11 protein-coding genes are annotated in these 13,678 nt (G+C 62.0%); 8 read left to right on the top strand and 3 right to left on the bottom strand.

What is annotated here, in order from left to right:
* Window positions 1-138 precede the first annotated feature (138 nt).
* Complete coding sequence (locus E6N53_RS17715; protein ID WP_142860807.1) at window positions 139-1,947, top strand: sensor histidine kinase; 1,809 nt, start codon at window positions 139-141, stop codon at window positions 1,945-1,947.
* An 85-nt stretch (window positions 1,948-2,032) separates the two neighbouring features.
* On the opposite strand, the gene E6N53_RS17720 is transcribed toward E6N53_RS17715, so the two are convergent.
* Window positions 2,033-3,442, bottom strand: a complete 1,410-nt coding sequence (locus E6N53_RS17720) for a PGF-pre-PGF domain-containing protein (RefSeq protein ID WP_142860808.1) — start codon at window positions 3,440-3,442, stop codon at window positions 2,033-2,035.
* A 79-nt stretch (window positions 3,443-3,521) separates the two neighbouring features.
* On the bottom strand, window positions 3,522-3,959 hold the full coding sequence (locus tag E6N53_RS17725) for a hypothetical protein (protein ID WP_142860809.1): 438 nt from the start codon (window positions 3,957-3,959) through the stop codon (window positions 3,522-3,524).
* Between the two features lie 175 nt (window positions 3,960-4,134).
* Here E6N53_RS17725 and E6N53_RS17730 point away from each other — a divergent pair, with 175 nt between their 5' ends.
* The 7 genes from E6N53_RS17730 to E6N53_RS17755 all read left to right on the top strand — a co-directional run bounded on the left by E6N53_RS17730 (window position 4,135) and on the right by E6N53_RS17755 (window position 11,779).
* Window positions 4,135-5,757, top strand: coding sequence for a bacterio-opsin activator domain-containing protein (locus tag E6N53_RS17730; protein ID WP_142860810.1), 1,623 nt, complete (start codon window positions 4,135-4,137; stop codon window positions 5,755-5,757).
* Window positions 5,754-6,860 carry a sensor histidine kinase gene (locus E6N53_RS17735; RefSeq protein ID WP_142860811.1) on the top strand — a complete coding sequence of 369 codons (1,107 nt, stop codon included), beginning with the start codon at window positions 5,754-5,756 and terminating at the stop codon, window positions 6,858-6,860. The genes E6N53_RS17730 and E6N53_RS17735 overlap by 4 nt, the downstream gene beginning before the upstream one ends.
* Window positions 6,861-7,215: 355 nt before the next feature.
* Window positions 7,216-7,536, top strand: coding sequence for a hypothetical protein (locus E6N53_RS17740; protein WP_142860812.1), 321 nt, complete (start codon window positions 7,216-7,218; stop codon window positions 7,534-7,536).
* A 918-nt stretch (window positions 7,537-8,454) separates the two neighbouring features.
* A complete protein-coding gene (locus E6N53_RS17745) occupies window positions 8,455-8,847 on the top strand; it encodes a DUF5684 domain-containing protein (protein ID WP_142860813.1) in 393 nt (130 codons plus the stop codon).
* A 248-nt stretch (window positions 8,848-9,095) separates the two neighbouring features.
* The gene (locus E6N53_RS17750; RefSeq protein WP_142860814.1) at window positions 9,096-10,514 is read left to right on the top strand and encodes a DUF6498-containing protein; all 1,419 of its coding nucleotides are present in this window, start codon (window positions 9,096-9,098) and stop codon (window positions 10,512-10,514) included.
* Window positions 10,515-10,585: 71 nt separating this feature from the next.
* Complete coding sequence (locus E6N53_RS20830; protein WP_161596602.1) at window positions 10,586-10,735, top strand: hypothetical protein; 150 nt, start codon at window positions 10,586-10,588, stop codon at window positions 10,733-10,735.
* 210 nt (window positions 10,736-10,945) lie between these two features.
* The gene (locus E6N53_RS17755; protein ID WP_142860815.1) at window positions 10,946-11,779 is read left to right on the top strand and encodes a helix-turn-helix transcriptional regulator; all 834 of its coding nucleotides are present in this window, start codon (window positions 10,946-10,948) and stop codon (window positions 11,777-11,779) included.
* 129 nt (window positions 11,780-11,908) lie between these two features.
* Here the strand turns inward: E6N53_RS17755 and E6N53_RS17760 are convergent, their stop codons facing one another.
* Window positions 11,909-13,045 carry a DUF7973 family transport facilitator gene (locus E6N53_RS17760; protein ID WP_321167807.1) on the bottom strand — a complete coding sequence of 379 codons (1,137 nt, stop codon included), beginning with the start codon at window positions 13,043-13,045 and terminating at the stop codon, window positions 11,909-11,911.
* Window positions 13,046-13,678: the final 633 nt, after the last annotated feature.

The raw sequence follows: 13,678 nt of genomic DNA on the forward strand, positions 1-13,678 counted from the left end.
TGTAAAGCTCCGACAGAACGGAGGCATTCTCCAGTCAATTTCTCCTGAGTTCAGTTCCAAGCGTCCGCCTCGAGTCCGTGTGGTTTCTGCGTTCGTTTGAGTGTGTATTGTTATCACGTCTCTTGACAAGGTTCATGTATGCGGCTCAGGCGCAAGTTCGCGATCGTCTTCATCCTGGTGACACTCACACTGAGTCTCTCGGTTTCCACCGCTGTGGATCTGTATCGACGCGATGCCGTCGAGGAGTCTCGCGTGGCCGTCAACGAGACGGCGACCCATACAGCAGACCAGATCGACGCATCGATTCGCGAGCGACAGGATTACTTGGGCCTCGTCGCATCCCGGCCCGATGCACACCAGTTCGACCGGAGTCGTCAGTTACTCGATGCGCTCGTTTTGAACTCACGGTTCTACGCCGCCCAGGTCGTCGCCGCAAACGGGACCGTCATCGCCTTTCGCGGAGACATCACGGCCCAGCAGCGGCGAGCCGTCCTCGACTCGAACCGAAGCGCCGAACCCTACGTCGAGGCTGCGCTCCACGGTCACTCGTTCGTGGGAGAGGGCGAGGCTGTCGACGACACGGACAGACACGTCCTCGTGTTCAGCACGCCAATCTTCGAGGATGGGGAGATAACAGGCGTCCTCGCAGGGGCGGTCTATCTCGACACACAGACCGCCTTTGACGCACTTCCACCCCTGGAGACGAGCAGACAGACCGTTCGAGTCGTCGGGAACGGGATGGAACTCTACGAGGGTGACCAGGAGTTCACCGCGTCGATTGAAGCCTCCGCGACTGTTGACGCGACGGGGTGGACGGTCACCGTCGTCCGCGACCGGTCGAGACTCGATGCCCGGCTCCATCGCCTGGAGCTGTTTCAAGCCGGGCAGCTGGGAGTCGTACTCCTAGTGATGGCCGGATTCGGCTACTGGCAGTACGTCGCGAGTCTCCGCCAGACGGAGCGTCTTCTCGGGGGCTTCGATGACCTCGGGTCCGGTGACTACGATCGAACCGTCTCGCTCGACGGTGGCACCGAGTGGGAGCAGATCAGCGACGGGTTCAACGACTTGGCGGCGACGCTTCGAGCGCGAGAGGCGGCGCTTCGTCGGCGAACACAGCGACTGGAAGTCATGTACCGCGTCTTGCGGCACAACCTCCGGAATCAACTGACGGTTCTCTTGACCTACGCCGACGTCATCGCTGAGCGGACCAACGACGACGAAATCCGCAGGGCGGCTCAGTCTATCGGCGACGCAGGGCAGTCGCTCACGCACCTCAGCGAACGAGCCCGTCAGATCGAGACTGCTCTCGCGGACGAGCAGACACCCTCGCAGATGGAGGTGAGCGAAATCGTCTCCGACGTTGTCGCCGACCTCCGCGAGACGTATCCCGCGGTGGAAATCGAAACCTCTCTCGCCGAGGACCAGTGGGCACGCGCGCTCCCTTCGCTCCGGATGGCGATCGAGAGCCTCTGTGAGAACGCTTGCCAGCACAACGACGCCGAGGCACCTCACGTCGAGGTGACGGTCTCCACCGTCGACGGGACCAGTGAGGCCGGAACGAGTACAGATGAACTGACTCGAACCGGGACGGTGGGTCACAGCGTCCAGCGCGCTAAGCGGGACAGTACGGAGGCCGGTGCGACTGTGTGGACGGATGGCGTCGTCGACAGCGACACCGACCGCTGGGTACGCGTCGTGATTGCCGACAACGGCCCCGGTCTCCCCGAACAGGACCGGACTGCCATCACCGAGGGACGCGAGACGGAGCTCGAACACGCGAGCGGCCTCGGTCTCTGGTTGGCCCACTGGCTCGTCGACCGTTCGGGCGGTCTCCTCCGGTTCCACGACGCATCCCCCCAGGGGACAGTCGTCGAACTGCTCCTGCCACGGGCCGCGTCGACGACACCGACAGGCGAACCGGACGGGGAGTCGGGAAAAGAACGGTAGCCGGCCGAACCAGGCCGCCCAGGCGGTCCTCATCACTGGTGGCCAAGCGCCCACTGAGCCGGGACATCGACTGGGCCGGACTGGACTACCGGTGACGACGGCTGAACGCGACGGACAGGGCCACGACGAGCAGTGCGACAGCCGACGTGCCGAATCCGAGTCCAGGAGCGGACTCACCGCTCGTTGCCTGACTGGCCTCCGGAGGGCCCGTCGACACGTTGGCCGTCGTCTCGAGTGGAGGGATGTCCGTGCGACCGGTCGTTGATGCATCCGTCGGTGCGGTGTCTCCGGACTCGACCGTGACGTTCCCGACGAACCGCTCGTTGACGGACACCTGATAGACTCCTGGTTCGTCGAAGGAGCGCTCGAAGGTGGCCTGTCGAGTGCCGTTCGGGGCGATCGACAGCTCCGTGCGGTCCACCATCCTCTCTTCGAGGAACAGTTTCACCGTATACGTGCCATCCGCACCTCCATCGTTCCGCACGCGGACCAGGACCTCGGTTCCCTGCTGTGTGCTGATGCGCGTGACGGTCACGAGCGCGTCGGTGATACGGAACTTCGCCTGGTTTACACCCGTCGTGAAGTCAGAAAGTCCCGGTGCCCTCGCCTCGAAGAAGTAGTGGGTCGCACCCGCTTCGACGAACTGTGTCGGGAGTTCGACCCACCCGCTCTCCTCGTGACGGTACAGCACGACGTCTTCTGGTCCGGTCTCGTTCCCGGCCAATCGGTCTTTCCGAACACGGATTCTGAACGTGACGTCACTGACCTGCTCGTTCGGAATACTGTGATCGACGTGGACGTATCCTGCGGGCTCTGTTCCGTCACCGAGGGCGAACGCAGGGACGTCGCCGAACCGACTGACGTTCGTCGCGATGCTGAGAGTGACCGACCCGGTGCGTTCAGGCGTGAACGAGACCGCGTCGACGGCGACGACATCGTCACGCGTCAACGGCCACGAGATATTGAGCGACTGCGTCGTGTTCGCCTCGGCGTCCGTGAGCGTGGCGTTCACCAGTGTCTTCCGCTCCAGCACCCTCGAGGGCGAGACGTCGGCGTCCGTCTGCGTGTTCGTGAGCCAGACGTTCCGTTGCGGTTCGTCCGGGTCGTTGCTCAGGACGTGGAGCGTCGCGAACTGCGGACGCGCCGTCGCGGCGTCGAACGTTACAGTCACGTTCTGTCGGTCACCCGGTCCGAGCGTCAGCGCGCCGTCGAACGCCCGCTCGAAGGACGCCCGGTCGGGTCCGACGATGGCGACTGCACCGACTGTCAGTGGGGCGTCTCCCACGTTTCGTATCGAGAAAGTTTGAGCCTCCGACTCGCCAGTCGCGTTCGTGAAGTAGAGCGCCTCGGGGAGGACCGCGATATCCGGTTTCGCGTCGACCTGCCGCGAGACAGGACGCGTGGGCTGGACTGCCACCCCGACGGCAACGGTCGAGAGAAGGACTGCCATCACGAGGAACACCCGCACTGTCCGCCCAGCGGCACCTGGTCTCATACTCGTCTCCGTTCCTCACTGTATGCTAACACACACCAAATAGCTTGTCGAAAACCGTGGTAATATCTCCGAATCGGTTCTAGTACGGGTCCATGTCCTGCGGGAGTCCGTCCGGACGCCGCGGTAGCGCATAGGGGTCCATATCCTGCATTCGGAACTGCGAAGCTGCGCCGGTGGCGTCCGTCACGCCACGCAGGTCGGCGATTCGGACGTCCCAGTGCCCCGCGCGACTCGTCACAGTATCGATCGGGGACGCGACGGAGATGTTGTCGATCGGGAACGCAGTCTGGAAGGCGTCGTTGCCGTTCCCATCGACCGAGACGAGTGGGGCACCTGCCGTCGCAGTCACGTTGTCTATCGGAAACGCGAGCGCGGCTGTGTGCTCTCCACTCACTCCATCCTCGTGGACCGTCGCGGGTGCAAGTCCCATGCTGCCGACCGCACCACTCGTGAGAACGATGCAGGCCAGCAGCAGTTTGACGGCGATTCCATCGGCGATGTGGGTGTCTTTCATCATCACACGTATTGCTCGGACGGAGACGCCGATGAGCATAGATGCTCAGTACTGAGGACGTTTCGCTTCTCAGGACGCGTACTATCTAGAGTAGAGCCGCCACTGCAGGGCTTGGATACGTCGCTGGTGCCGAAGGCTCATCCGAATCTTGACTACTGGTACCATCCAACACGATACTATGGACGACGCCCTGGAGTACGTGACTGACGGCGTGCTCGTCGTCGATGAGGGGTGGCACGTCACTCGGGCGAACGCCGTCGCGGCGGCCAGCCTCCATCACGACGTCTCGGAACTGACCGGCCTCGATGTCCGCGATGTCTTTCCCCGGTCGGTCGACTCGCGGTTCCACGAGGCCGTCGCGGATGCGGACGCAGAGCCGATTGCGACCGACTTCGAGGACTATTTCCCCGACATCGGGAAGTGGTTCGAGGTTCGGACGGTCCCCGTGGATGGCGGGATGATAGTCGTCTTCCACGATATCACTGGTCGCAAAAACCTCGAAGACTCGATTACCGACCGCGAGGCGGAGTTAGACCGTCTCACGCGCATCAACGCGACCATTCAGGAGATAATCCGTGAACTGGTCGGCGCGACGACTCGTGAGGAAATCGAACGGACCGTCTGTGAACGGCTTGCGGCGAGCGACCTCTACGAGTTCACGTGGATCGGAGAGCGCGACCTGCTGACCGACCGTCTCATCCACCGGAGTGCGGCCGGCGAGTACGAGGGCGTCGTCGAGTTGCTCGTCGACGAGAGCGGAACGTCCGACGGGCCGGAGTCCCTGGAACAAGCCGTCACACGAACCGGTGAGACGCGACTCGTTCGACAGCTCGTCGAGGACGAGTCAGTGCCCGAGTCGGTACGGCGCGTCGCGTTCGCCCGCGGACTGCAGTCTGCCATCGCGGTCCCCGTTCGATACGGTACGACCACCTACGGCGTCCTCGGCGTGTACGCGGCTCGCGCGAACGCCTTCACCGAGCGTGAGCGCAAGAGCCTGGCGACGTTGGGCGTCGCAACGGGGTTCGTTATCAACGCCGCTCGACAGCGCAATCTCCTCCTGTCGGATACGGTGGTCGAACTCACGTTCCGCCTGACCGATTCTGCGGACGTGCTGCTGGCGGCATCGTCTCGACTAGCCTGCTCGCTCGCGGTCGAAGGCATCGTCCCGCTCTCCGAAGGCGCGTTGCGCTGTTTCGTCGGCGTCGAGGGCACGCCACCCGGACACCTCCTCGAGGCGGTGAGAGACTCGACTGGGATCGTCGACGCCCGCGTCGTCCACGAAACGACGGCAGACGAAGCGACCGATGGTGGACTGCTCGAACTCACTATCACCGAGGAGTCACCACTCTTGTCCCTGGTGGAGTACGGCGCAACCGTCCGGACGGCGACGTACACTGAGGGCGTCGGACGGGTCGTCGCGGAACTCGCCCCTGACGAGGACGTCCGCGCAGTGGTCGAAGCCGTCGGTGAGCGATTTCCCGACTCGAATCTCCTCGCGAAGCGGGAACGAGAGCGGGACGTCGAGACGGCTCAGGAGTTCCGAAGCTCGCTCTACGAGCGACTCACCGACCGCCAGCAAACGGCACTGAGGGTGGCGTATCACGGCGGCTACTTCAAATCACCACGTGACAGCACGGCCGAGGAACTCGCCGACGGACTCGGTATCTCCTCGCCCACGCTCCACTACCACCTCCGGGCCGCCCAGTGGAAGCTGGTCGACGCATTCATCACCGATGACCCGGGCCGACCACTTCGCGACGAGCGTGACGGGTGGCACGGGGGTCAGGGGGTCGACCGATGACAGCGCCCCCGGGTACCGGGCCGAACCGTGAATCCACGGAGAGTCTCTTCGACACGTTGCCCGACCCCGTTCTGTCGTACGGGTCCGAGCGGTCAGGTGGGCCGGATTCGAGTCCAGATGCGCTCGTCCTTCGCATGGTCAATCCCGCCTTCGCATCGACGTTCGACGTCGACCGCGACTGGGTCGGCACTCCGCTCGAGCGCGTCACCGTTGCTGGTCGAATCGTGTCCGACACAGGTGACGACGCTGACGCCAACGACATCAGCCCGCATGACACGACAACCGTGAGAAGAATCCTCGATGCCATCCGTGGAACAGCCAACTCGACGGTCCGATTCGCACAGCATCACTCGGATGACAGACGTCAGTTTCACGTCCGAGCGGTCGACACAGGGGATGACGACACTGACGGCTATCTCCACTTCACTACAGTCTCAGAACTCGAACGACGAGCGCTCGAACTGGTGGCGAGGGTCGACCGCCTCGAACGAACCTTGGACGTCGTGACCCACGACATCATGAGCCCCATCGAAGTGGCTCGAATCCGCCTCGAAGCAGCACAGGAGACCAGCGAGGCGGTCCACTTCCAGAAAGTCGCGGGCGCACTCGATCGTATCGAACAACTAGTCAGTGATGTCCATTCGGTCAGTGCAGGGGGTATCGACCCGACCGACACGGTTGCGCTGGGGGACGTCGCCGAGTCCGCGTGGGAGACAGTCGACACGGCCGAGGCCACGCTCGTTATTTCACCAGATGCACCGACTATCCGAGCCGATACCGACCGTCTCCGCCAGATGTTGGAGAACCTCTTTCGCAACGCCGTCGAGCATGCGGGGCCTGATGTGACCGTGACTGTCGACCCGATTCCGGATGGGTTCGCGGTCGTCGACGACGGTCCGGGAATCCCGTCGGAAGTCGGCGACAATGTGTTCAGGTTTGGCGTGACGACTACGCCGGAGAGTCGAGGGCTCGGACTCGCCATCGTCGATCGGATCGCACGGGAACATGGCTGGCGGGTGTCGGTCGTCTCACCCGACTCTACATCGACCGACTCGAATACGGGTGCCAGATTCGAGTTTACGGGTGTCTCGATTCTCACGTGACCGACTGATGACGACCCGGTGAACGATTCACCTGACGGTGATGGTGCGAGTCGAAACAGCTCCGAGCCCCATTCACCGTCGGTGCTGGCGCGGACGAGACCACACCTGTGAGTGACGGCTCTCGAGAAACTCACTCCCGTATTCAGCTTTCTCACGACGAGTGACCTCTTCCCGCGCCGACAGTCTCGGCTCTGCGCTCGATTCTGTATCAGTCACTGGGTTCGCTTGGGAAGTGAGACCCCGCTTCAGGCCGAACCGCTCAATTCAGTCTACGTATCTAGAGACGGCCTCCGGCGGCGCGGTTCAATACTGAGCATCCGACTTCATCGAATACCGTCTCTTCCCTCCAACTGTGATGAACGCACTGACCCACATCACGATTGGACGCACTGCCACCAGACTACTCCTCGTCGCGGTCCTGTTGACCGCCGCGGTCGCTGGAACCAGCGGGATGGCCGCAGCCGAACCGATGGATGGCAAGGGGAACGACCCGTTCCCCCCGATGTTAGCCTCACTTGACGGAAAGGGGAACGATGTTTACCCTCCGCCGTCCCGGAACTCACTCGACTGGACGGGAGGAGATGCGGCGATCTCCGCGTTCCCAATCGACAACGTCACCGTCTTCACCGCGACGTACGTGGGGCGGGGCGGTGGCTCCGGCAAACCCAGCTTCTAACAGCCAGCCTAGGGGCGATTCCGGTTCCCCGACGTCACGCCCGCGTTCGAGGTGTACAGCCAGTCAGAACGGCTGTCTTGACGTGAGTTCCGGTAGCTTCCGAGTGAGGGTCACTCGGCTGAGCCCACAGATCACGAATCGATGAGAACACTCAGAGCCCACGAGTCGCGCGGTCCACTCAGTGTGTGAAAAGGAGGGCCCATCTTTGGTGGGGGGGAGAGAGGGGGGAAGGGGGAACCAAAGTAGGCCCGTCTCACCGATACGGTTCCACGCACCTCAATGTTATCAAATCCAACCACACTCTCGTGGAACAGAAAGCATTTTTGACTGTCGTGTCTACGAATATGTGGTTCCAGACAACTGAGAGGGGTGTCTGGAACTCCGGCGCGGCGACTTTCCGAGCGTCGGTGGGGAGCGGGGGGAAGAAAGCGTCCCACACTGCAGCCATCCCGATGCCGACCCGTTTTGTCTAGTATCTGGCACAAGATTGAGGACCGAGCCCTCCGTGAGTAAACTGGGGGGATTACCCCCCGGACCGCAGTGTGGGTCGAATCCCGTGCTGGCGGCACCGCTGTCAGCGTGGTGTCGCCGCTCCGTCCCACGCTGTTCAGTCGCGACGACGCAAACGACGTGTTCTGTGTGCCAACCGGACGACCTTCGACGAGTCGATACCGTGTCGCTCGCCCCACGGCCGGACGCTCGATGAGCTAACCTGGGTGAGACTCCGGAGATCGCCCGCTCACGAAGCTCCTGACGAGCGTGGGCGTTCGTCGTGTGAACCGAACATGAGTCTCAACAGAACGGTGACCGAATCTTCTTCGGCCAGTACGCTTGTTCCGGCTTCGGGGCATCAAAAGCGCAGTCGAAGCATGACCGAGATTCGTCAGGCTTTTTTCCACTCCGCGTACCATTGGTTATATGGTCCCGCTCGAAGTATCCGCGGTCCCCCTCCAGAGCAGTGATCTCGGTGGTATCGCACTCCTCTTACTCCAGCTGTTGCTTATCCTGATTCACATTGCGGGGATGTGGGCGGTATTCGAAAAGGCTGGTCACGCGGGGTGGAAGGCGGTCATACCAATATACAACTTATACGTCATGCTTCAGATCGGGGGGAATGCCTGGTGGTGGCTGGTACTTATATTCATCCCGATCGTAAACATCTACGCGCTGTACAAGATCCACGCTGGAGTGGCCCGGTTCTTCGGGCGAGGGATTGGCTTCGGGCTTGGGCTCACGTTCCTCGGATTGGTCTTCTTCCCACTCTTAGGCTTCGGTGAGTATCGGCCTCGCCGGTCCGGTGGACTAGTGTAGCGCGAGCACACTGAAATCGGTCTTTCGACCGAACGTCAGCCATCGTGAATACAGCAGTTCGACTCCGTTCCGACCCGGTGCAGAGCGTCAGCTCCGTCGGATGCCCAAAGAGCGAAATCGGATAGAGAGACACTCATCGACGGGTCTTGTTCACTCGATAGAGCCACCGACGACGACTTCAGCGGTGTCCAAACAAGGTTCGATTGTTCCACCACACATATCTGTCACTGAGAGAGAGAGCGCAACCAATGCCCTCCATCCGGGACGGCGACGCCCTACAGACAGCACTCGGCTTGCTCCCCGTTCTCGCTGCCAACATCCTCCCGCTCGTGGGGGTGGTGTGGTTCGGCTGGGACCCCGAGACACTCGTCACCGTCTACGCCCTCGAACTGCTGGTCCTGCTGCCGCTCGCGGGAGTGAAAGCGCTATTCGCCGGCAAACCGCCTGCGTCCGACCGGGAGAGCGGCGTCTTCAGCGTCTCCGAGAGCGATCTCGTCGATAAACGCGGAAGGGTCACCGTCCACGACCGTCTGCCACCGATCTATCCGCGGAACGTCCCGTTCGCCGCCGCAGTCGTCGTCGGTGGCGTGTGGGTTGGCTTCTTCGTCCTCGTCCCTGTCTCGGAAGTCGCCGCGGTCCTCGATGTGCTCGGCCGCCCGGAGGTACTGCTCAGCGTCGTCGCGCTGGTCGTCGGGCAGGTCGTCGAGACCGCCCACACCTACGTCCGGAGCGGGCAGTATGCGGAGCTCTCTCCGTACGCCGTCGTCGAGATTCCCGCCCGTCAGGGGTTCTTTCTCGCCTGCTTCCTGTTCGTCGTCATAGTTGGGGGAGCGACGTCCGTGCTTGTCGCGTTCGTGGTCGTGAAGGTGCTCTTCGAGTGGTCGGGACTCCGCGCGGAACGCGGTGGGGGTGGACGGTTCTCTGGGTGGCTCTCCGGCCCCGACAGTGACACGACCGTCGACTCAGTCGACGTCCCCGTGGGGCAACCGTCGGCCACGGTCGACGTCGACGGGCGTTCGGTCGCGGCGGCCGCGATCTGGCGGGCGGTCACCACGACGGGACCGTTCTACGTCGTGTTGGCCGCGTTCGTCTGGCTCGGCGTGCCCGCATTCCTCGGCGACGGTACGCCCTCGCCGACGCTCTGGGTCGCGAGCGGTCTCACCGGCCTCGTCCTGTTGGGCCTCATGCTCGCAGGCGACATCGTGGAGGCTATTCTGCTGAACAGATGGACGACGTACCATCGAATCGGTGACTACCTCGTCGCCCACGATCGCCTGACCGACGAACCACAGTGGACGACGCCGGTCAACGAACTCCGTGACGCCGCTGTCGTCGAGACACGACCCTCCGACCGGTACTTCGGGACGCGAACAGTCATCGTGACAGCCGGCTGGGGCGACGAAAAGACCGAACGTACGCTGGGACCAGTTGATACCCCGGAGGCGTTCGTCGAGACGTTCGATATCCCGCTTCAGTCGACCGACTGCTCGCCGCTCGATCGGCGGTTCGTCGGTGCTGCGGTCGGATCGGTCGCCCTCATCACCGTCGGTAGCGTCGTCGTGGCCGCCACGCCGCTCGGCCCGTCCGTCCCGTGGGTGTTCCTCCCCGTGTATCTTCCGTTCCTCGGTGTCGTCCCGATGAGGCTCTGGAAACTCGCACACCCGTGACCGACTCGGGCTCTGTATGCAGCATACTATTGAAAACCCATCAACAACGAATGATTTCGACAGAGTCGCTGATGTACCTCACAGCGCCGTTCGGAGGAGTTCTCGCGGAGAGTGGCTCGATCAGAAGGTCTACAGTCAGGGCTGTGCTCGAGGAGTGCTGGAGTGACGCTGCCCGCATCGACGAACAGCCTCCCGACACTACAGTCGGTCTCGACGCGTAGGTCGTGGGCGTCACGGAACACGTCCCTTCGTCGTGTAGACAGGTCTCGTGGTTATGTCAGCGTCGCCAGAGATCCCACATCTCACACAAAAAGACAACTAAATGATATATACCAATCATTAAGTCAATAAATTGGCATTGTAGAACGTAATGGTGGACGATTGGCCCCGCTAAACCGGTAATCACGACAAACTCGATTGGGTGACAATACATGAATTCAGTCTGCCAGTTCGTCACAGCATCGTCGATCAGAGAAGACATCGTACGACTGCTCGCCAAACAACAGCAGCCGACATCGAAACTAATCGAGAAGCTCGACGCCTGCCGCTCCGGCGTCTACAAAGAGCTGTCTAACCTCAGACAACGGGGTGCGTTGACAGAAGGTGAAGACGGGTGGCAACTGACCGCATGCGGACAGCTTGTAACGGACACCATCGCGCGCCGCCAAGCGACCGAGGAGTTCATTGGTCGGGACATCGAGTACTGGCAACACCACGACCTCGAACTGCTACCCGATCGGTTCCGCCGCCGGTTACCCTGCATCGGCGAGTACGAGGTCGTCCGTGGTGAAATGCCGGCGGTCGACAGACACATCTCGGAGTTCGTCTCTCGGATAGAGGCGAGTGAGGGTCCGGACGTTCTGACCCCGATCTTCGTTCGGGGACTCAATGACACTATCCCGGACAGTCCAGACACCCGGGTGCTCGTTACGAGCGAGGTTCGCGACCGGCTCCTTGGGACCGAGTCCAAACGGAAGCAGGCGTTCCTGAAAGCCCAGGTCAGAGTTGTCCAGGCTGAGTTCGGCCTGGGACGTACTGCCGAATCGCTGTGTCTCGTCTTTCCGACTCGGGCAGATGGGGAGTGGCAAGCGACGCTCATCTCGGAGACGGACGCGGCGGCTCAGTGGGGCGAGGAACTCTTCGAGTCGCTGTGGGTTAATGCCGAACCTGTCAACAGTCCCGAAGAGGGTTCATTCAAGCCGACTGGACGACACGGCATGGTTGGGCCGCCCGGATCCCATCCTGATTCACGGTCACCATACTAAACGAGCGGCTTCGTTCGAGCCCACCCGGAAACAATCAATAGAGAGTGTGACGCGTCCCGTCTGGCGCATGGTTCGGGACCGTCACCTCGGGCGTGTGGTGGTGGCCGACCGACGCTCCAACACGCCGAATTAGGCGGTCCCTGGAATCCAGACGCCGGTCGGAACGATTCCCACGATATGAAGGAAACCCAACATAACCGTCCAGACGACGATCGAGATCGCAGGCGGGTCGAAGTGAGTCCGACCGTGAGCATAGAAGATCCGCTGGCCCAGTTCACCGATCAGCGCGGCCAGCACACCAAAGAGGCCGGCGGCGATCAGAGCAAGTCCGGCGGAGAGCCCGGCCATGGCGGAGTCACCCGACGCCGTCAGGGCGAGGAAGACAGTCCCGCCGGCCAGCGTCATATGGTGAGTCGCGGGAATCTTCTCTACCCCGAGGTTCAGGAACAACAGCGATGCGGCACTGATCCCGAATCCAAGGAAGGGATTGCCGGTCCGGAACGCGACGTAGCCGGACGCGAGACCGGCCACGAGTCCGATCGCGGCGACCTGATGCCACTTGTACATATGTCCCAGCCAAGGTTCAGTGGCCAACCACTCGGCTTTTGGGACACCGCCGTTCTCCACGAGTCCACCGTCGGCGACCATTTCACCGTCGTCGGGGGCCCCGCCTACCCTCTCTCCGCGCTCGAACGGGCTCATGTCGAGGATGCTTCCGCCATGGACGGTCCCGACGAGGTCGTAGCCGAACGCCAGCCGGTGGACGACCGCGCTCGCACAGATGGCAAGCGGGATCGGGTCAACCGGGATCAGCAGCTGCCGAAAGAGTTGCTCGACCGCGATGCCGAAAAGCCCGAAGACGCCACCGACCGCCAGTACGTCGACCCTGCATCCAAGCGCGCTCGCGATGTCCTTGCCATTGTGGTAGCCGTTTTCTGCCCCGATATACCCTTTTTTGCCCGCGTAGGCAGCCGCAGCCGCACCCCCTGCGAAGGAGACGTGCGGCCCGAACACGTGGCCGAAGCCGATACCGACCAGTCCGACTGAGTCACCGCCCGGCACCCCGACGACGCTCGCCGCAGCGCCAGCGATGACGAGGAAACCGGTGAACGCGAAGGCCGGTAGTGCACCGATGGCCGCCCCGAACGCGCCGCCAGCGAACGCGCCGAGCCATATCGGGAGGTTGCCTAGCGTGTCCACGACAGCGTCGAGCGACCCGCCGAACGCACCTTGCAGAACTACCTCGGCAGTCACGTTCATAGGCATACCCACTCATCTCCCGGCGTCATCGACAGTGGTCTACCCGCAGCGTTCGAGGGCCGCATCAGAAGCGTCTTACGGTGTCTTCCGTTCAATTGCACGGTACCTCCTTTTGTCACTCGTTTGTAATTACGAGGCACGGCGATACTGTCCACTGGATTATATATAAATTTGTTGTTAATTATGAGTGGACATGTAGAACGTAGTTCGACTGACTTCGACCGTGGACAACAATCTATTTTATATAGATTATGATATTTGTAGCCGACTCGCGCTGTCTATCCAGCAGCATCGATTCAAATTACTCAGAGTCAATCAGTAACGGCGTGACCGATAGAGAGGGTGCAGTCGGGTGTCTTCGCCAGCTACTCGAACTCTGTCAGTAACGGTTTGACCGAGACAGAGGATGTGTGTGACAACTGGTCTGAGGTCGCCGCAGCACTCGCGCCCGTCTGTTACCTCGGCCTCTCACACCCAGTGCACTGGTCGATACGTCCGGTCCGCGTTCACGCTCCGGAGCATGGTTTGGCCCACTTTTGTCCCGATGTGGCTTTTGTCCACGATGTCACAACTTCACTGCACACCCGTGTTCGTGCGAATCTCGTGTACAGATCGTGCAGAGCCGACTGTCGATGAGAC

It is taken from the genome of Salinigranum halophilum (assembly GCF_007004735.1).
Taxonomy (GTDB): Archaea; Halobacteriota; Halobacteria; order Halobacteriales; family Haloferacaceae; genus Salinigranum; species Salinigranum halophilum.

Coding starts and splice junctions, on each gene's coding strand:
- E6N53_RS17745 (WP_142860813.1), top strand. CDS start 8,455: ATGGTCCCGCTCGAAGTATCCGCGGTCCCCCTCCAGAGCAGTGATCTC.
- E6N53_RS20830 (WP_161596602.1), top strand. CDS start 10,586: ATGTACCTCACAGCGCCGTTCGGAGGAGTTCTCGCGGAGAGTGGCTCG.
- E6N53_RS17730 (WP_142860810.1), top strand. CDS start 4,135: ATGGACGACGCCCTGGAGTACGTGACTGACGGCGTGCTCGTCGTCGAT.
- E6N53_RS17725 (WP_142860809.1), bottom strand. CDS start 3,959: ATGATGAAAGACACCCACATCGCCGATGGAATCGCCGTCAAACTGCTG.
- E6N53_RS17740 (WP_142860812.1), top strand. CDS start 7,216: ATGAACGCACTGACCCACATCACGATTGGACGCACTGCCACCAGACTA.
- E6N53_RS17760 (WP_321167807.1), bottom strand. CDS start 13,045: ATGCCTATGAACGTGACTGCCGAGGTAGTTCTGCAAGGTGCGTTCGGC.
- E6N53_RS17715 (WP_142860807.1), top strand. CDS start 139: ATGCGGCTCAGGCGCAAGTTCGCGATCGTCTTCATCCTGGTGACACTC.
- E6N53_RS17720 (WP_142860808.1), bottom strand. CDS start 3,442: ATGAGACCAGGTGCCGCTGGGCGGACAGTGCGGGTGTTCCTCGTGATG.
- E6N53_RS17755 (WP_142860815.1), top strand. CDS start 10,946: ATGAATTCAGTCTGCCAGTTCGTCACAGCATCGTCGATCAGAGAAGAC.
- E6N53_RS17750 (WP_142860814.1), top strand. CDS start 9,096: ATGCCCTCCATCCGGGACGGCGACGCCCTACAGACAGCACTCGGCTTG.
- E6N53_RS17735 (WP_142860811.1), top strand. CDS start 5,754: ATGACAGCGCCCCCGGGTACCGGGCCGAACCGTGAATCCACGGAGAGT.